We start from the raw sequence: 19,545 nt of genomic DNA on the forward strand, positions 1-19,545 counted from the left end.
TTGGGGCGACAGAAAGAGCGTTTTACCGCTTGACGAGAATCCAGGGAAAACTGACGTAATTTTGGTTTGATTAATTCAAATACGCCAATTATATTTAGTAGACGAATGATGCCCAATGTTGCTCCCAGAACGGATAGGATAAAGCCTGACGCAAAGAACAATTGTAATCCGCGCAGGATTAGGGGCATTTTTAACATCGCTGATTCATGTAACCCGTCAGTCAGGACTAATCCTACAACTTTTTCAGGGTAGCGATGGGCGTAAAGACGCATATTGTAACTGCCAAAAGAGTTACCCACCAAAATATAGGGAGGTTCTAAACCCGCCAGGGTCAACATCTGGTCAAGTTCGGTGACAATCTGATTACTGGTGCGAGGATGGGGGCTGTGATCGCTCCAGCCAAAACCCGCACGATCATAAATACAAACCCGCGCAAGTTGCGCCAATTCATCCACCAAAAAATAGCCCTCAACTCCGCCCAAACTATGATCGAGTACAACGGTTGGATATCCGGTTCCTGCTGTAACGTAATGCAAGCAGAAACCGCCCACATCCATCCGTTGACCCGGTGGTGGTGTACGATCTTCTCGCCAGCAGGCGATCGCTTGATACAAGGTTGTAGCCGTTAGGATTAAAACTCGTAGGGAAAACAGCGACATCAGAGGGTGCGCCATAGTAGAACTCTAGCGATTTTTTCCGGGATGAAATACAATTACAAGATTAAGCATAATTCATAATTCATTATTCCCATGTTGCCACGAGAGGACTTACTCAAAGGCGTCGAAAATCGTGATACGGTTGCCCGTGTGATTGATCAAGCGGAACAAGCGATCAAAACTTGGGAAGTGGTGTTAACCGATTTCCTCTCACCGCCTGTACTGGTGGAAATTCAGCAGCAGTTTGCGCGGTTGACGGAGGTACAACTTTTACCATGGGGAGGATATCCTCAAGCTGAACGTCAACGGCTGGGGATCACCCGTGAAGAATTACCTCTGGATCAGTCTCAGGTTGAGGTAGCGGCGTTAGATATTGAGGGTAATTTTCTCTTTGATCCAGCCACCCATCGGGATTTCTTGGGCGCGATTCTGGGAACAGGGATTGTGCGAGAGAAAGTTGGCGATATTATTGTTTTAGGCGAACGCGGCGCTCAAGTGATTGTGATTCCAGAAATTGTCCCGTTTCTGGAGACGCAGCTAACTCAAGTGCGTTCGGTTCCGGTGAAAACTCGACCGATTCAGTTGAGTCAACTCAAGATTCGAGAACCCAAGAAGAAAGAAATGACGACAGTCGAAGCCTCGATGCGCCTAGATGCGATCGCGTCAGCCGGATTTGGCACATCCCGTAGTAAGATGGCAGATTTGATTGGGGCGGGTGATGTGCGGGTAAACTGGAAAGAGGTTAGCCAAGCCAGTTACTCGGTTAAACCGGGTGACTTAATCGCGATTCGGGGTAAAGGGCGCTTGCAAGTTGGAGATGTTAGCATAACCAAAAAAGAGCGTTACCGTATCCAGTTAACCCGATTTATTTAACCATTTTCCAGCAGCATTAGATGACAGACTCAGTAAGCCATCAGCAGGAGGAACTTCCCGTCGAGATGCAATCATCTAAACTAAAGCCGAGCTTTTCTTGGCAAGGGATATTTTCTTTGCTGATGTTTTTTTATATGTATCTGCCGATTTTGGTCTTGACATTTTATAGCTTTAATGAGTCAGCCTATAGTGCCAATTGGCAGGGATTTACGTTGAAGTGGTACATTAAGCTATTTAGTGATGTACGGGTGCTGAAGTCGTTGCAAAATAGCTTGACGGTTGCTTTTGTGGCTGTGGTTATTTCTGCCGTGATTGGCACGTTGATGGCGGTGGGGTTGGTGCGTTATCAATTTATGGGGAAGGGGTTATATCGTGGGGTATCCTACTTACCGTTGATTATTCCCGATATCGCAATGGCAGTGGCGACTCTGGTATTTCTGGCGGTGATTGGCACGCCATTAAGCTTGTGGACAATTGTGGCAGCCCATGTGGTATTCTGTTTGGCATACATTGCCTTTGTCGTCTCTTCGCGTATTTCTAGTCTTGATCCATATTTGGAAGAAGCCGCACTCGATTTAGGCGCAACTCCGTTTCAAGCGTTTATTAAAGTGTTGTTGCCCGAATTGATGCCTGCCATAATTGCGGGGTGTTTAATTTCCTTTGTTCTGAGTATGGACGATTTTCTGATTGCTAGCTTTACGGCTGGAACCGGATCGACAACGCTACCGATGGAAATTTTTAGCCGCATTCGTACTGGAGTTAAACCCGATATTAATGCCTTGAGTGTAATTTTAATTGGCGCATCTGGGGCAATTGCCTTTGTGGGTGAGTGGCTGCGCTATCAAGGGGAAAAGAAGCGGTTGAGATAGAGATTCGTCTTATGTCTTATGTCAAAGAATAGTCGGCATAAAATTGTGAAAAAGCATAAGCTATTTGTCAAACAAGAAGACTATATTCTCCAGAATTGGATAAATGCATTAAAATTTGTAAATATAGAGAAATAAGATATAGTGTTGAAAATTGTCCGACGAAGCTGTAAATAAGGAGGGGAGAAGTGGAACCTACCATAAACTGTGCTGAAGCCTGCGTCAATGGTTGTGTATTGGGTGATAAATGTCCCCACAGGGAGTATGCGGCTAAAGCTTCAACATTTATCAATGAGACGTCATTGGATAAAATGTATGAGATAGCTGAGGAGGCGCGACGGAAGAAACTGATGGAACCCCCTAAGTGGGTAATTCCTGATTTTCCCGATTAGTTTAAATAGGATTAAACTCACATCTTTTACCCGTCTCAATCAGCAAAATTTAGGTAGGGTGGGCAAGATTTACAGCAGATTGCAGGTAAATGAAGTACACCTACATAGTGCTACTACTTGATCAGAGGGTAAAGACTGTACCTCACGAACTTGCAATACGCTGTATAACTCAAGATACTATTGTGACGTAAACTGGTTCGTTACATAGAAGATAATCCTCCAAGTCTACGGGAGTAAAATAATCTATTACCTAGTAGCACCCTCAGCAGAAATTGCGCGATCGCTACGGCTTGATAGGGTAATCATTTCGATTCAAGCCATTGTCGTTGTGATTCACGCGATCGCACTTTCTCTTGCCTTAACCCAAAAACGCCCCAACTGTGGCACTCTGGGATAATAGAAAACATACAGATAGTCTAGTTACAGAAATTATCCCGATGGTTATGCAAACACTTCCAACCCCTCAAACGGCTGCCAAACCCCCAGCATTGGATACCGTTATCCACCGTCGCCAAACCCGCCCGGTATCCGTCGGGAATATCACGATTGGGGGCGGACATCCGGTGGTGGTGCAGTCGATGATTAATGAAGATACCTTAGATCTTGAGGGTTCAGTGGCTGGGATTCGCCGCTTGCATGAAATTGGCTGTGAGATAGTCCGAGTCACAGTTCCCAGTATGGCGCACGCCAAAGCCCTCGCCCAAATTAAACAGAAACTGATTCAGACGTACCAAGAAGTTCCCTTGGTGGCGGATGTTCACCACAACGGGATGAAAATCGCCCTAGAAGTCGCCAAGCATGTAGATAAAGTGCGGATTAATCCAGGGTTATACGTCTTTGAGAAACCAAAGAGCGATCGCACGGAGTATACTCAAGCTGAATTTGAACAAATTGGGGCAAAGATCAAGGAAACTTTAGCACCTCTGGTCATTTCCCTACGGGATCAAGGGAAAGCCATGCGAATTGGGGTGAATCACGGTTCCTTGGCTGAACGGATGCTATTTACCTACGGCGATACCCCAGAAGGGATGGTGGAATCGGCGCTGGAATTTATCCGAATCTGTGAATCCCTCGACTTCCGCAATCTAGTGATTTCCCTGAAAGCCTCCCGTGTCCCCGTCATGCTGGCGGCGTATCGGTTGATGGTACGGCGCATGGATGAGTTGGGGATGGATTACCCCTTGCATCTCGGTGTTACAGAAGCCGGCGATGGGGAATATGGGCGAATTAAGTCTACAGCGGGTATTGGTACGCTATTAGCGGAAGGAATTGGCGATACCATTCGCGTTTCTCTGACGGAAGCGCCAGAAAAAGAAATCCCCGTTTGCTATAGCATTCTCCAGGCTTTGGGATTGCGGAAAACCATGGTGGAATATGTCGCTTGTCCATCCTGCGGGCGCACCTTATTTAATTTAGAAGACGTACTCCACGAAGTTCGGGAAGCGACGAAACACCTGACGGGTTTGGATATAGCTGTGATGGGGTGTATTGTTAATGGTCCGGGGGAAATGGCAGATGCGGATTACGGTTATGTAGGTAAGCAACCGGGTTATATTTCCCTATATCGGGGACGGGAGGAGATTAAAAAGGTGCCGGAAGATCAGGGAGTTGAGGAGTTAATTAATTTGATTAAAGCGGATGATCGTTGGATCGATCCCTAAGTTGATTGGGGTACAATATATCGTACCCCTAAAATTGTATCAATCTAAGGTAGAGGGCAGAAGGCTCCAAGGCAGAAGGGAAGAAATAAGCTGACGAGAAAGACATGGTATCAACTAATAAATGACCAATGATGTGCCAGATGAACAGAAGTACCTAGAAACCTTTCTCCAACCGATTAGAAAATGCAAAGACTATCGCCCGAAGTTTGGTCAGGGAAACTTAAATAAAGGTTTCTCACTTCAGGAATTTAAAGTCCTCTATGGTGCTGATTCGTTTTATTCTTGGGTGGGTTTAGATACTGATCTCATGTACGCTGCCCATCGTGCGGCTGGTGGCATGACGTCTATTTATCGCCAGGTTGGTATTGGCTGCGAACGTTTGTTTCGCCGGATTATTGTAGATACAACCCGTTATATTGACCCTAGCTTTGCCAGATGGTCTTACACAACCCAAACCTCCTCTGGAAAAAGCAAAACCCTTTCCCTTGATGGTCGGCTGAAACTTTCAGAAATCAGGAACCAGTCTGTGTTGAACAAGGTTAATCAGTGGATAACCGATTATTGCAATGGCTTAGGTGAAGTGACTCAACCCTACAATGGTATTGTATTTGAGGTGAGACAGGGATATAAGAGCAAAGATAGCAAGCGTCAGAATGCTGACATAGATAATGCTACAGTAGCTTGGGCAAATGATTATCTTCCGGTATTTGCTATCTTTTCAGCACAGATAGATTCAGATATTGTATTGAGATATCGTAACAACCGTTGCGGAATTCTGATTGGCACAATGAATGGTGATCCACAAATCTCTCTATATGCCTTTTGTGAACAAGTGCTAGGGTATAACCTGGCAGATTTTTTTCAGAGGAAATCGGATGAGATTAAGCATGAAATCCATGAGGTTCTGGAAACATTGCTGAGTGCTGAATAATGGATATTCAGGTTAACCAACGGTCAGATTACACCTTTAAATACAATCAAAAATTGGCAAGGCATGGATGGTTACGATTAACCCCAGCCTACTCAGTAAAATTAGTGACAGAGATGATTAACAAGATTTCCCCTGAATCATTCATCCTTGACCCTTTCTCTGGAACAGCTACAACGGGTTTAGTTGCTGCTGAACAGGGATTACAAGCTCATTGTTTAGATATCAATAGATTTCTGATCTGGCTGGGTAATGTCAAATGCCGGAATTATTCTTTCTCGGAACTGGATGACTTTAATCAGAGGATTAAAACAACGATTCATCAATGCAAATTTTTAATCAACCAAGAGTGCTGGACTCCTGAAATTTATAACATTACTCGCTGGTGGAGTACACATACCTTAAAAATTATAGCAGCACTTCGACAAGCCTTGGTAAGCGAATTTGGTGAACCGAAAGAAGGGGATGTTTCTTCGTTGGCATGGGTGGCTTTTTGCCGTTTAGTGATTGAAACATCTTCCGCTGCCTTTAATCATGTGTCTATGTCGTTTCATGAGCAAGTTACTCGGTATGAAGTTGAACAAATTGAACAACTTTACCAAAGTATTCTGGAAGCGATAATTAATAGTATTAGTCACCCTTTAGCGGGTAAAGCAACGGTATTTTATGCTGATTCCCGGTACTCTGTATCCAATGACGTGAAATATTCTCATGTCGTAACCTCACCACCTTACCCCAATCGGATGAGTTACATTCGTGAACTTCGTCCGTATATGTATTGGACAAAGTTTCTAGATACTGCCAAAGAAGCAGGTGAGATAGACTGGCAAGCTATTGGAGGAACGTGGGGTATGGCGACGAGTAGATTGCAGAATTGGGACTCTAATGGAATAGAATTGTCAGGTTCGCTGAACAGGATTGTTTCCCAAATACGGGAATCAGAAAATAAGAATGCTCGGCTTATGGCAAAGTATGTCGAGAAATATTTCTATGATATGTACTTACATTTTGATAATTTGCGTCACAACTTACGGGATAATGCAGTGCTTTCATACATTGTCGGTAATTCCTCGTTCTATGGGATTCCGGTCAAGACGGAAAAGCTTTTGGAAGAATCCTTACACCAACTTGGATATACCAATATTGGTAGTAACGTTGTTCGCAAGCGAAACAGCAAGAAAGAACTGTTTGAATACTGTGTTTATGCGACATGGAAAGAGTTTTAGATAATTATCAAGAGTTAATAAGCTGTTCGACATTTAAACCTTAATGTCAATAATGACGAAATCCTTGTAGTGCGTTTAGCGAAGCCATGCCGCAGGCTTTGCATCTTGCTCGCTACTAATACCCAATTTAAATGCATGACAGCTTATCAGGAGAATTACATCAGTGGCGCGATTCTCTATAATGAAACGATTCGCCAATCGACCAAAGACGGGACACCGTTTCTCAAGATGATGACTTATCCGACAGTGCGATCGCACTCCTTCTTTACTCATCAATCACCGCCGTGCGATCAAGCAATAGCAGCGATCGCAACTGATCCGTATCCATATCCGTGACCCAGTTTTCACCCGCTTCTACCGTCTGTTCCGCCAACTGCTTCTTACTTTCAATCATGTCATTAATTCGTTCTTCCAGCGTTCCCGTGCAAACAAACTTATGCACCTGTACATTGCGAGTTTGACCAATTCTAAACGCTCGATCTGTCGCCTGATTCTCCACCGCCGGATTCCACCAGCGATCAATGTGGAAAACATGATTCGCCCGAGTCAAATTTAGTCCCGTTCCCCCCGCTTTTAAGGATAAAATCAGAATCGGGGGACCTTCGGGGTCATTTTGGAAACGGTCAATCATTTCCTCCCGTTGCTTCTTGCGAGTTGCGCCATACAGAAACAGGATTTCCTGATCAAATTGTTTGGCTAAATAGGGTTTCAACAGTTTCCCCCATTCCGCAAACTGGGTAAAAATTAACGCGCGATCGCCTTCCGAAATCGCTTCGTCTAACATTTCCTGTAACCGCAGTAATTTCCCAGAACGCTTGGCGTCTTTTAAGGATTTCTCCTTTAATAATTGGGCGGGATGATTGCAGACTTGTTTGAGTCGCATCAGCAAGGTTAAAATTAACCCCTTGCGCTTAATCCCCTCCGCTGCTTCAATTTCCACCAAGGATTCATCCACCAGTTTCTGATACAGGGCGGCTTGTTCTGCGGCGAGTCCACAGAATACCGTCATCTCCTGTTTTTCCGGTAAATCCTGAATAATGGTCTTATCAGTTTTCAGACGGCGCAGAATAAACGGTTGTACCAATGATCGCAAGGTTTGTAAGGAATCCCTGTCGCCAAACTTCTCAATTGGCATAGCAAAGCGGCGTTGAAAAAATTGGCGATCGCCTAAATATGCAGGATTGAGAAAATCTAAAATTGACCACAATTCCGATAATCGGTTCTCCACAGGCGTTCCGGTTAAAGCAATGCGAAATTCCGTCGGCAGTTTCCGCACAGCTTGTGACTGTTTTGCCCCTGGATTTTTGATATTTTGGGCTTCATCTAATACCACACCTTGCCAGGATACCGATTCTAGGGTTGCAGCATCTCGATACACTAATGGATAACTGGTAATCACCAAATCCTTAGTCTTCACTGTTTTGGCAAATGTCTTACCTTTTGAACGTTTATCGCCATGGTGTACTATTGCCTTTAGAGTCGGGGCAAATTTTTTCACTTCCCGTTCCCAGTTTCCTAGTACGGATGTGGGACAGACTAATAATGTGGGCGATTCCAGAACATCTTGTTCTTTTAAATAAAGCAAAAAAGCAATAAACTGAATCGTTTTACCTAATCCCATATCGTCCGCTAAACAAGCCCCTAAACCCCAGCGTTCTAAAAAAGCCAACCAACTGGCGCCTCGGAGTTGATAGGGGCGTAATGTGCCGTTAAAGTCTTGGGGAACGTCGATAGGTTCAATCGTGCGATTTCCAGTTAAATTAGTAATTAACTCTTGCAGCGCCCCGGATGCTTCAAAGTGAACAACGGGCAGTTTTCCTAAAGTTTTGGTATCGCCTGTCGCCAGTCGCAAGGCGTCTTCTACTGACAAACTCATATCTTCCTTGGAAGCTTTCATGATGGTTTGCGCCGCCCGCGCATCGGCGGGTTGGAGGGCAATCCATTCTCCATTCACTTCTACTAAGGGGGATTTGAGGGACATCAGGCGCTGGAATTCGGATTTGGAGAGTTTTGTATCACCAATTGCCAAATCCCATTTAAATTTCAGCAGGCTTTGTAATCCCAACCGTTCGTCTTTTTTAGATTTTGGTGCTTCTGCGGTAATGCTAATACCGAGGCGTTTTTCCCCTGATCCGGGGGCTAATCCTGGGGGTAAGATAATTCCTAAGCCACTGTCTTGGAGTCGCCATGCACTAGCTTTGATGAACTCGTACACTTGAACGGGATTGAGTTCACAGAATCGGGGACAGCGTTCGTGTAAGCTGGCTTCTAGGGGGGGATAGAGACGAGAGGCTAATCCTAATCCCTTGAGTAGGGTTTCTTGAGGCTGTTTAATGGTTCGCCCATGATAGTCTAATTGTTCGACAGGTTGTCGCCAAATCGTTTTGGCATCGATTAATAAATCAGGATCATCCATGGCTTGCAAGCAAAAGTCAAGCCGCCAGTTGGCTTCATCGGGTTCTGGGGGTTGCAAGACTAAGCAGGTGCGGAAGAGATTTTGGGTTAAGCCTTGGGTAGTGGGGGTAACTAGATGCTGTTGAATCGAGGTTGTCCAATTAGACAGGGCGGTATCTAAACGGGCGATCGCCATCGGTTCAACGTCTAGGTTTTCATTGGCGCTACACAGGGCTTGCAGCCATTCGGGGATGGGTGAGGTAGCGGTTGGGGGTGATAGTGATTCAACCCAGTTTTGCACCTGAGTATCAATGGTGTGTCTTAAAAAGTTCAGGATTGTTGATTGGGGATGTTGTGATTGTAGAGACGCGCCATGGCGCGTCTCTACATTGCCGTCATACGCTTGACATGCTAAGGGCATGGATTGGGTAAACTCGGCTAACCGGGTTTGATCGGTGGCACTGTCGAGGAGGGGTTGCCAGTAGGCGATCGCTTTACCCTTGGGTTGGCGATATAATCCAGGTAAAAATTTACATCGAGTCAGTAAGTCTAAACTCCAGCGATAGACATGCGTCCAAAATCGTAAATCTGATCCGACGTAATTATCGGCAACATTGAATCCCCCTAAGGGCAGAGATTGCAGAAAGGGGAGGGCGGTTGAGGGGGTGAGACGGTAGCCGGAAACCTGCCATTGATGCAGTTCGAGGGAGGAGGAATCTGTCTCGTCGGTGAGGAGTTTGGCGGAAAGGATTGGGTAGGCTGGTGTCTTGGCTTCTGCGGGGTGAGTGGGTAAGACGAAGACTTGGCTTTGCCAGGAGGCGATCGCACTCTCGCTGTTTCCTTTGGTTTTTCCGGTTCCAGAGTCGGGCAGGGTTAAACCGCGATCGCCTAAAAATTCGCTTAACTCTGCTTGTGTCATTGCAAAAGGATGGGGCATAATCCCCGTCTTAGCGGCAGAGTCAACAGAGGCTAAAGGACGCCATTGTTCTCCCCAAATAAATAAATAATTATCAGATTCGCCTGTAATCCAACTACCATGTAAAATTGCCATGTTTATAGAAAAATGAAAATAGAATCCAAGACTATCAATTGCTGCTTGTCAAATTTTAATCAATGGGTGTGAGGCAGCAACTCTCGCACTCAGTCGGGGCAAGGTTAGTCCCATCTGGATGAGACAAGAAACGATACTCGTAAAACTCGACCTGACTGAACTCAAAACTCAGACACGCAATGGGTCTGGAAAATTCAAAACTCAAAACTCAAAACCAGGTTCCCTTGAACGGACGTGAAGGGTGAAAACTTAACACCCTTCTCAAAGCAGCATTATTCCATAAATGCTAGGATTGCGACAGAGAAAAAAACGTGATAAAGAGAGAAGGGTAACGAACCAAATGGTAGAGTTAGACAAATCAATATCCTTTGATGGACGGGATATTCGGCTAAGAGCCGGTCTACTAGCACCCCAAGCTGGGGGATCTGTACTAATTGAGTCAGGAGATACAGCGGTTTTAGTTACGGCGACTCGCTCAGCGGGTCGAGAAGGCATCGATTTTCTCCCCTTATTAGTAGACTACGAGGAAAGACTGTATGCAGCGGGTCGAATTCCCGGTGGGTTTCTGCGCCGCGAAGGGCGTCCTCCGGAAAAAGTTACACTGACCAGCCGTTTGATTGACCGCCCGTTGCGCCCCTTGTTTCCCAGTTGGCTACGGGATGATATTCAGATTGTAGCCACAACCTTGTCCATGGATGAACAAGTGCCACCGGATGTGCTGGCGGTAACGGGGGCATCGGTAGCGGTACTGCAAGCCCAAATTCCATTCTATGGTCCGATGGCAGCAGTACGAGTGGGGCTAGTTGGAGATGATTTCATTATTAATCCAACATACCGCGAAATCGACAATGGTGATCTAGATTTGGTGGTCGCGGGTTCTCCCCAAGGGGTGATCATGGTGGAAGCCGGGGCGAATCAACTGCCAGAACGGGATATTATTGAGGCGATTGAATTTGGCTATGAAGCCGTACAGGATTTAATTGCGGCTCAGGAAAACCTGCTCAAAGAGTTGGGAATTGAGATTATCCAAGCAGAACCACCAGAAACTTCATCGGAACTGGAAGAGTTTATTCGCGATCGCGCGACGAAACCGATTAAGAAAGTTTTGTCTCAGTTTGACTTCGATAAGCATGATCGCGATGAAGCCTTGGATGAAATCAAGGAAAATGAAATTCTCGCTCCCATCGCTGAACGTCCAGAGGATGATCCCCTGCGCGTGGCGGCGGCTAATGATCAACTGCTCAGCAGTGTGTTCAAAAGCTTAACCAAGAAGCTGATGCGATCGCAAATTGTGGAAGACGGGGTGCGCGTTGATGGGCGTAAACTGGATGAGGTGCGTCCGGTGTCGTGTCAGGTGGGGCTATTGCCCTCTCGTGTTCATGGCAGTGGTTTATTTAACCGAGGTTTGACTCAAGTCCTGTCTACAGTGACATTGGGAACGCCTGGGGATGCTCAAATGTTGGATGATCTGAATCCAGAGGAAGAGAAGCGTTACCTGCACCACTATAACTTCCCGCCTTTTTCCGTGGGAGAAACCAAACCCATGCGATCGCCCGGACGCCGGGAAATCGGTCACGGGGCGTTAGCGGAACGGGCGATTATTCCCATATTACCGCCGCAAAATGAGTTTCCTTATGTGATTCGGGTGGTATCGGAGGTGCTATCCTCCAATGGTTCAACCTCGATGGGTTCGGTTTGTGGATCGACGCTAGCGTTAATGGATGCTGGGGTGCCGATTACCAAGCCTGTCAGTGGTGCGGCGATGGGATTGATTAAGGAAGGCGATGAAGTCCGGATTCTCACCGATATTCAAGGAATTGAAGACTTCTTGGGCGACATGGACTTCAAAGTCGCGGGAACGGATAGCGGAATTACCGCGTTACAAATGGACATGAAAATCACCGGGCTGCCCATGGAAACCGTTGCCAAAGCGATTGAACAAGCCAAACCAGCACGACTGCACATATTAGAAAAGATGCTGGCGGCAATTGACAAACCCCGTCCTGATTTGTCGGCGTTTGCCCCACGCTTACTGACAATGAAGATTGATCCGGACTTAATTGGCTTGGTGATTGGTCCTGGCGGTAAGACGATTAAGGGGATTACCGAACAAACCGGTGCCAAAGTCGATATTGATGATGATGGCACGATTACGGTTTCTGCTGTTGAAGGGGAAAAGGCAAAGAAAGCGATTACCCTAATTCAAGGCATGACCCGGCGTTTAGAAGAAGGGGATGTTTATGCAGGGCGCGTAACTCGGATTATTCCCATCGGTGCCTTTGTGGAAGTGTTACCGGGGAAAGAGGGAATGATTCACATTTCCCAACTGGCAGATTATCGTGTCGGTAAGGTAGAAGATGAGGTTGCTGTTGGCGATGAAGTGATTGTGAAAGTTCGCGAAATTGACAACAAAGGTCGGATTAATCTGACTCGTTTGGGAATTCATCCCGATGAAGCAGCCGCAGCGCGTGCAGCAGCGACTACTTAGAGGGTTTTGGAGTTAGCTGAACGTTAAATCAATTGCCCGTAGCTGGGTTGATTGAATAGGGATTTTGGATTAGGACTCTAATCTTAAATCCCCTAGCTTTATTTTTAAGAGAAGGCAGAAGGGAAAGAGAATTAGTCTCACTAATTAAGCTAATTATAAATGCCGTCGCAGAGAGCGCGATCGCTTTCACTCACGTTGGGGTTAGTTTTGAGATAGTCTCGCACCCAATTACACCCCCTTACCAGTAAGTTATCTAAATCCAGATTCCATAGTTTAATTTTATTATCGTCACTTCCAGAGGCTAAAGTTTTACCATCGGGGCTGAAACTTACACTATTGACCGATGAATAATGTCCATAGAGAGTATCAATATTTTTCCCTGTTTTTATATTCCACAGTTTAATTGTATTATCCTCACTTCCAGAGGCTAAAGTTTTACCATCGGGGCTGAAACTTACACTATTGACCGATGAATAATGTCCGGTGAGACTGTCAATCGCTTCCCCTGTTTCTATATTCCATAGTTTAATTGTATTATCACCACTTCCAGAGGCTAATATTTTACCATCGGGGCTGAAACTTACACTATTGACCGATGAATCATGTCCATAAAGAGTGTCAATATTTTCCCCTGTTTTTATATTCCACAGTTTTATTGTATAATCATCACTTCCAGAGGCTAAGGTTTTCCCATCGGGGCTGAAACTTACACTATTAACCGATGAATCATGTCCATAGAGGGTATCAATATTTTTCCCTGTTTCTAGATTCCATAGTTTAATTGTATTATCACCACTTCCAGAGGCTAATATTTTCCCATCGGGGCTAAAACTTACACTAATAACCCCTGAATCATGTCCAGTAATGGTGGCAATTGCTTCCCCTGTTTCTAGATTCCACAGTTTTATTGTTTTATCCTCATTTCCAGAGGCTAAAGTTTTCCCATCAGGGCTGAAACTTGCACTATTGACCCATAAATTATATATGGTGAGAGTGTCAATAGTTTCCCCTGTTTCTCTATTCCATAGTTTAATTGTATTATCACCACTTCCAGAGGCTAATATTTTCCCATCAGGACTGAAACTTACACTATTGACCGAAAAATAATGTCCAGTAAGAGTGGCAATAGCTTCCCCTGTTTCTCTATTCCATAGTTTAATTGTATTATCACCACTTCCAGAGGCTAATATTTTCCCATCGGGGCTAAAATTTACACTAATAACCCCTGAATTATGTCCAATAAGAGTGGCAATAACTTCACCTGTTTCTAGATTCCACAGTTTAATTGTATTATCATCACTTCCAAAGGCTAAGGTTTTCCCATCAGGGCTGAAACTTACACTATTGACCCATAAATTATATCTGGTAAGAGTGGCAATAACTTCACCTGTTTCTAGATTCCACAGTTTAATTGTATTATCACCACTTCCAGAGGCTAAGGTTTTCCCATCGGGGCTAAAACTTACACTAATAACCCCTGAATCATGTCCGGTGAGAGTGGAAATAGCTTTCCCTGTTTCTAGATTCCACAGTTTTATTGTATTATCACCACTTCCAGAGGCTAAGGTTTTTCCATCGGGGCTGAAACTTACACTAATAACCGATGAATCATGTTCGTCTAGGGTGGCAATAGCTTCCCCTGTTTCTAGATTCCACAGTTTTATTGTTTTATCCTCACTTCCAGAGGCTAAAGTTTTCCCATCGGGGCTGAAACTTACACTATTGACCCATGAATCATGTTCGTCTAGAGTGGCAATAGCTTCCCCTGTTTCTAGATTCCACAGTTTTATTGTTTTATCCTCACTGCCAGAGGCTAAAGTTTTCCCATCGGGGCTGAAACTTACACTAATAACCGATGAATCATGTTCGTCTAGGGTGGCAATAGCTTCCCCTGTTTCTAGATTCCACAGTTTTATTGTTTTATCCTCACTGCCAGAGGCTAATATTTTCCCATCAGGGCTAAAACTGACACTATTGACCGACGAATCATGTTCTTCTAAGCTGTTATACGGTTTCAGCTTATTAACTGCCTGCCATAGTACATTTGCAACTCGTACTTTTGTCGCAAAATTAACCTGTTTCTCAGATATCTGTTGCAGTGGTATTCCTGCCTGTAAACCAGCTATCAGTGCATCAAATATTTTATCCTGGTTGAAAAGTTCCTCTGAATATCGACTGAGACTATCACTTTGACCAATCTGAAGTTTTTCCGCTCGCCGCCTTTGAGATTCAGCTTGCCAGGTTAATCCAGCTAATCCAAATACAGCCATTACTGAACCCACTAACGCTATCTTAATAAACTGATTAAATCGTTGTTCACCAATTTGACGTTGCTCTTTTTCTCTGTTCAATTCTTCTAAGAGTTCAGTCGTCTGATTTTGACGAATAAAGGATACCAAATAATCGTGAACCAATTGATAACGGTTATCAGGAGATTCTGGTATCCGTACCACTAAGCCTGAACCAACTAAAATCGGTAAAACTAAATCATATAATTGACTTTCTTTCACCTGTAACCCAACAGTATCTAAATCTTTGCTCAACTCACTGCGAGTCTTCAGAGGACGAGTTAGATTTTCATCGGTTAGCCAATATAAAACCAGTCGCGTAATTTCGTCATTCTCTTGACCACAGTCTTTAATAACTCCCTCTAAATAGTGGTTCACCAATACTTCTTTAGGATTATCCCCCAATCCTCGATATTGTTCTAGCTTAGTAATGTTCTCGTCCTGAAGCTGTGCGCCAACTATCTGCAACTCAATTGGACGCACTGAATTCAACTCAACCGCTAAATCCTTAACCAATTCCGTGATTAATCCAGGTTCTAAATAAAACTGGGAGCGTTGGGTTAACCGTTCAATGACTAATCTGGCTTCGTCTGGGGTAAAGTTGCCTAAATAACAGAGAATATCTTTATCTAAAATATTATGGTCAATCGCTCCCAGATAGTTCAGGCGATTACACTCTAATAGATAATGGAGATAGTCTTCTCGTAGAGACAGAATCAGTTTTACAAAGGGAATATCCAGACAATCCGCCAAAAACCGATAAAATTCCTGTCGTTTCCCTTGGTCTTTGGCAATAAAGAAAAACTCTTCAAACTGGTCAAAAATGAGAACCGTTACCCGGTTACAGTCTGCATTAGTCCGCAATTGTTGGATAATTGCTGCTGTTGAATTTAATGTTTTCCCTAATGCTTCTGCCAAACCGCTCCCCAACGTCTCTACCCAATTGGTATACACTCTGAGAACCACAGGGAAAGCTTCACGTTCTCCAATCAACTGTTGTCTCAAGGCTGGAACTAATCCCGCCTGGATAATTGAACTTTTGCCGACACCGGATTGACCATGAATAATCGTGAGTTTCTGGTCAGTTCTGCAGATTCGTTTGATTAACTCTTTAATAAACTTTTCTCGACCCGAAGCAGCGATTTCTTGGGCAATAATCGCCTGTTGATACCTTGATGTATCTGCAACATTAATCAACTGCTTTTTCGCTTGGAGATGAGACGCTCCCGCAAACGCCTGAAATCCATATTGATATTCAATCGACCGTTTATTTTGCTTCAGTTCAAATGCCTTCCGGTATGATCCTTGCTCAAAATAAAGTGACCGCAACATTGCCAAACTCTTGATATAAAGCGGAGGATCATAATCTGGCTGATTTCCCTCTATCCCTTGTTCTAAATGAGCAATTGCCGCTTTAATTTCCCCTAAAGACTGACAAGCGCTGGCTAAAATAAATCGATAAAACCCCTGTTCACGCGGATGACGTTCAGGACTTTGATTTAAAATAGTCAGTGCTTCTTGCGCCAGTGGTTTTGCCCATTGCCAGCGCGACTGCTTCAGCGCTACTTCTGCTAAAATGCCATAATCTTGAGCCACTTGCAGAGATGTACCATACTGCTGATGCAACCTTTGAGCTGATTCAGCCAAATGCCTTAAATCATCCCAGTCTTGTAATTGTCGCAGAACTTCGGCAAAGTGGTGAATCGTTGGGGCAATTAAATCCAACCGTTGAGCGTCAATAAATTCCTGAATAGAATCCTGAAAATATTCCTGACTTATTCGCAAATTATGCTCATCCTTCCCTGAATTTTGTTCAGCTTTGCGGGAATAACAGAGGGCGATATGTAAAAGCAAGATACCCTGGCGTTCTAATTCCTCAGTATGGGCATCTATCAGCACATCCCGACAAGTCTGATAATGGGATAATGCTTCATCGAATCGGTGATGCTTAAAATCATTGAAGCCGCGCACAAATTCCAGATTAGCGGCTAACTCTGGCGCTATCGCTTGCCCTCGCTTTTGTAACGCTGTCCAGGCTAATTCAATTTCCTCATAATTGTCCAGAGAAACCGTTAAATCAGCCCGAAAGAATTTCTCAGTTTCCTGGGTTAAAAACTCCAGCAATTCCGCCGTTGTCCATTGAAACTCAACCGTCGTCGCCCAGCTTTCCAAATCAGGCGCTACCCGAATCAACCTTTGCCAAACCGGATCATTCATCCAGAGAATCAAGGGAAAAGAAAAATTATGACTCAACTCCTCTCTGATATAATTACTGGATTTGAAAACACCCGTGAGATTCTTAACCGACTCCAACCCCAATACAATGACAGCCTGAGGTTTTTCATCTGCCAATTCTGTCTTAATAAACCCGTAGAGAGACTCCACCGACTCCGGTAAAACCAACTCGCGAATCGGCACCGACGATACTTCCCGCAGACGTTGCACCATGCGCTGTCGTAATTCCCCATAATTACAGCGCACCAAAATCAGGCGAAACTGTCCCTGGGATAACCGAAGCGATCGCACGAGGGCATTTAACGATGTCTGGTTATCCGCTATACTATCATCTGGCTGGGGCGTATGAGTCATGGATCAATTTTATGCGATTCGCGTGCATCTTAACCTTATCAATTCTCTAATCTTCATCTTAATCCCTAAATTCCGTCAATTCCCTAAATTCCGTCAATTTCGTAGGGTGCGTTAGCGAAAGCGTAACGCACCGAATTCTACCAAATCCTCAACGCACCGAATTCTACCAAATCCCCAAACCACCGCATCCGCTACTCATCCCAAATTCCCCCAGGCAAATCAGGAACTTCACTCACCCCCCAATTCGACGGATAAATCCCCTGTGCCATAAACCGATGAAGACTAGAAAATTCCCACTTCTGGGGAACAGAACACAATCCATGTTTCACCGGATTATAGTGAATATAATCGCAGTGCTTTGCAAAATCAACCTCATCTCAAATCCAGTGTTCCCAAAAGCGACGATAGCGGCGTAGAACACTTAAAATAGGGCTTTGTTTGTAGTCAGCACTTTAGTGCTTCAACGCTTAAGCTGTTCGGCATTTAAACCTTAATGTCAATAATGGCGAAATCCTTGTAATGCGTTTAGCGAAGCCATGCCGCAGGCTTTGCATCTTGCTCGCTACTAATACCCAATTTAACGTTTTACTTCATATTATTTGGTGCGTTACGCTTCGCTCTCCTCACCCTACAATTACGACAATTACTTGTTTCTTGCTCCCCTCTCCCCAAGGGTGGGAGAGGGGCTGGGGGTGAGGGGTTGAGCTTAAATAACGTCATTGCCCCCTACAATTCTGCGGCTTCTGCCAACATGGGATTAATATCAAACCAAGACCCCTGAGAATCTCGATATTCAAAGACGAACATGTCGCGAATCAAAACTTGATATTTCTCTTCTCCCCGCAAACTTTTCTGCTGTGCTACTTCCCGTAAAAATATCCATTCATCCTCGGTAATAGCTAAGGTTAATTCATTCCGCCGAAACCGAATAATATCTTCAAGACAATCTCGCGAAAAGGGTGGATCATCTCGCTCAAGACATCGGTTGATTAGCATGAGTAATTGCCGTGCGTGTCCACCACTGATTTGACACAATCGCTTTAACGTATCGGGATGATCAAAGAGTTCTGATATCGAATCTAGGCGCTGAACCAGATTCATATCTGGAAATGCTCTCGCTAATACCATTTGTTGCAGCAGCGCTATCCCTTCTCGACATTCACCGCCTTGACGCAATTGCACGGGAACCATCGGTAAGATTTTGGGATCAACGCCAAATCGATTAGTTAATCGCCCCAAAGCATTGGAAAAGATTAAAAATAAGGGAATGGTATAAACAACGTGACAATTTAGTTGCTTTAACTGTTCGCCTCGGTCTACAAATAAGTAAACAGGCTGAAGCTCACCTGTGGGTTTAATCGTGTTATCCAAGCGGTCAAGATTATCGATGATTACGACTAATCCTTTTTTACCAATCCGCTTTAGTTTCTCCGTAGCGGGTGTTAAAAGTTCCTGATTAATCGCCTTTAAAATTCCATTGGTGCGCGGTTCTAAATACTGGCGTAACTGAGAACGCAGCCGGGGACTATCTTTCATCTTGGTGGTAATTTCGGCAATTCCCCCAGGTAGGGAAAACTTGGCTTCAGATAACTCGATGGGGGTTTGCAAGAAATCGCCCATCTCGCGAAACAGGTTGACAAAATAGGCGGGTTGTAGTCTGATTTTAACCGCTTCCAAACTTTCTGCCACCGATCGCGCGATCGCGAGTAGGATATCTGTCACGTCAACGTCTGCCATTTCTAAGACGTGGCTAGACTCAAAATACACAACATGACAGCCCTGTTTCTATAATCCCAGCTTGAGTTGCTGCAATTCCGTAGACTTGCCACAACCGATATGTCCGGTAAACAATTGGCAGGTTGGTTTATTGGGAGATAGTCGAGTAATTGTTCTGCCTATTTCCTTAATTGTATTACCGCCACGCACCGAGGAAAAATCGATATAATACTTCTGATCCTGGGGATTGGCAAATTTCAGGGGACTTGGGTTACAGGCTTGATAGAACTGCGCGATATCCATGAATTTAAGTGGGTGGACACAATTAAAGTTAACGGTTGAAATCAGGAAAAAACTGTATTAGGTAGAGTTTATACCAGTGGAGAATTGGACATCAACGTCGCGTTTATTTAAATA

Annotated in this window: 10 protein-coding genes and 3 pseudogenes; 8 read left to right on the top strand and 5 right to left on the bottom strand. The window is 44.6% G+C overall.

Annotated elements, in window-relative coordinates:
• Positions 1-659, bottom strand: a 659-nt coding sequence (locus MC7420_RS28160; protein WP_052307565.1) for an alpha/beta fold hydrolase, incomplete at its 3' end; no start/stop codon positions are given.
• A gap of 90 nt (positions 660-749) precedes the next feature.
• Here MC7420_RS28160 and MC7420_RS28165 point away from each other — a divergent pair.
• The 7 genes and pseudogenes from MC7420_RS28165 to MC7420_RS43935 form a co-directional block, all read left to right on the top strand.
• Positions 750-1,529, top strand: coding sequence for a photosystem II S4 domain protein (locus MC7420_RS28165; protein ID WP_006104836.1), 780 nt, complete (start codon positions 750-752; stop codon positions 1,527-1,529).
• A 20-nt stretch (positions 1,530-1,549) separates the two neighbouring features.
• On the top strand, positions 1,550-2,398 hold the full coding sequence (locus MC7420_RS28170; protein WP_044210251.1) for an ABC transporter permease: 849 nt from the start codon (positions 1,550-1,552) through the stop codon (positions 2,396-2,398).
• Between the two features lie 185 nt (positions 2,399-2,583).
• The gene (locus MC7420_RS28175; protein ID WP_044210255.1) at positions 2,584-2,787 is read left to right on the top strand and encodes a hypothetical protein; all 204 of its coding nucleotides are present in this window, start codon (positions 2,584-2,586) and stop codon (positions 2,785-2,787) included.
• A 443-nt stretch (positions 2,788-3,230) separates the two neighbouring features.
• A complete protein-coding gene (ispG, locus tag MC7420_RS28180; RefSeq protein WP_044210311.1) occupies positions 3,231-4,448 on the top strand; it encodes a (E)-4-hydroxy-3-methylbut-2-enyl-diphosphate synthase in 1,218 nt (405 codons plus the stop codon).
• Between the two features lie 121 nt (positions 4,449-4,569).
• The gene (locus tag MC7420_RS28185) at positions 4,570-5,379 is read left to right on the top strand and encodes a hypothetical protein (RefSeq protein ID WP_006104810.1); all 810 of its coding nucleotides are present in this window, start codon (positions 4,570-4,572) and stop codon (positions 5,377-5,379) included.
• Positions 5,379-6,602 carry a hypothetical protein gene (locus MC7420_RS28190; protein ID WP_006104948.1) on the top strand — a complete coding sequence of 408 codons (1,224 nt, stop codon included), beginning with the start codon at positions 5,379-5,381 and terminating at the stop codon, positions 6,600-6,602. Before MC7420_RS28185 ends, MC7420_RS28190 begins: the two co-directional genes overlap by 1 nt.
• A gap of 153 nt (positions 6,603-6,755) precedes the next feature.
• Positions 6,756-6,836: pseudogene (locus tag MC7420_RS43935) on the top strand (class I fructose-bisphosphate aldolase); the annotation flags it as partial.
• Between the two features lie 31 nt (positions 6,837-6,867).
• Here MC7420_RS43935 and MC7420_RS28195 read toward each other — a convergent pair.
• A complete protein-coding gene (locus MC7420_RS28195; protein WP_006104920.1) occupies positions 6,868-10,047 on the bottom strand; it encodes a DEAD/DEAH box helicase in 3,180 nt (1,059 codons plus the stop codon).
• 340 nt (positions 10,048-10,387) lie between these two features.
• Between MC7420_RS28195 and MC7420_RS28200 the strand changes: the two genes are divergently transcribed.
• On the top strand, positions 10,388-12,535 hold the full coding sequence (locus MC7420_RS28200) for a polyribonucleotide nucleotidyltransferase (RefSeq protein ID WP_006104829.1): 2,148 nt from the start codon (positions 10,388-10,390) through the stop codon (positions 12,533-12,535).
• A 149-nt stretch (positions 12,536-12,684) separates the two neighbouring features.
• Here the strand turns inward: MC7420_RS28200 and MC7420_RS40590 are convergent, their stop codons facing one another.
• From MC7420_RS40590 to MC7420_RS28210, 3 genes and pseudogenes are all read right to left on the bottom strand, one after another.
• Positions 12,685-17,412, bottom strand: coding sequence for a WD40 domain-containing protein (locus MC7420_RS40590; RefSeq protein WP_044210258.1), 4,728 nt, complete (start codon positions 17,410-17,412; stop codon positions 12,685-12,687).
• A 191-nt stretch (positions 17,413-17,603) separates the two neighbouring features.
• Positions 17,604-17,816: pseudogene (locus tag MC7420_RS44340) on the bottom strand (REP-associated tyrosine transposase); the annotation flags it as partial.
• Between the two features lie 322 nt (positions 17,817-18,138).
• A pseudogene (locus tag MC7420_RS28210) lies at positions 18,139-19,431 on the bottom strand (P-loop NTPase fold protein).
• Between the last annotated feature and the right edge of the window lie 114 nt (positions 19,432-19,545).

Source organism: Coleofasciculus chthonoplastes PCC 7420 (genome assembly GCF_000155555.1).
GTDB classification, from domain to species: Bacteria; Cyanobacteriota; Cyanobacteriia; order Cyanobacteriales; family Coleofasciculaceae; genus Coleofasciculus; species Coleofasciculus chthonoplastes_A.

Coding starts and splice junctions, on each gene's coding strand:
- MC7420_RS40590 (WP_044210258.1), bottom strand. CDS start 17,412: ATGACTCATACGCCCCAGCCAGATGATAGTATAGCGGATAACCAGACA.
- MC7420_RS28190 (WP_006104948.1), top strand. CDS start 5,379: ATGGATATTCAGGTTAACCAACGGTCAGATTACACCTTTAAATACAAT.
- MC7420_RS28185 (WP_006104810.1), top strand. CDS start 4,570: ATGACCAATGATGTGCCAGATGAACAGAAGTACCTAGAAACCTTTCTC.
- ispG (WP_044210311.1), top strand. CDS start 3,231: ATGCAAACACTTCCAACCCCTCAAACGGCTGCCAAACCCCCAGCATTG.
- MC7420_RS28165 (WP_006104836.1), top strand. CDS start 750: ATGTTGCCACGAGAGGACTTACTCAAAGGCGTCGAAAATCGTGATACG.
- MC7420_RS28170 (WP_044210251.1), top strand. CDS start 1,550: ATGACAGACTCAGTAAGCCATCAGCAGGAGGAACTTCCCGTCGAGATG.
- MC7420_RS28195 (WP_006104920.1), bottom strand. CDS start 10,047: ATGGCAATTTTACATGGTAGTTGGATTACAGGCGAATCTGATAATTAT.
- MC7420_RS28200 (WP_006104829.1), top strand. CDS start 10,388: ATGGTAGAGTTAGACAAATCAATATCCTTTGATGGACGGGATATTCGG.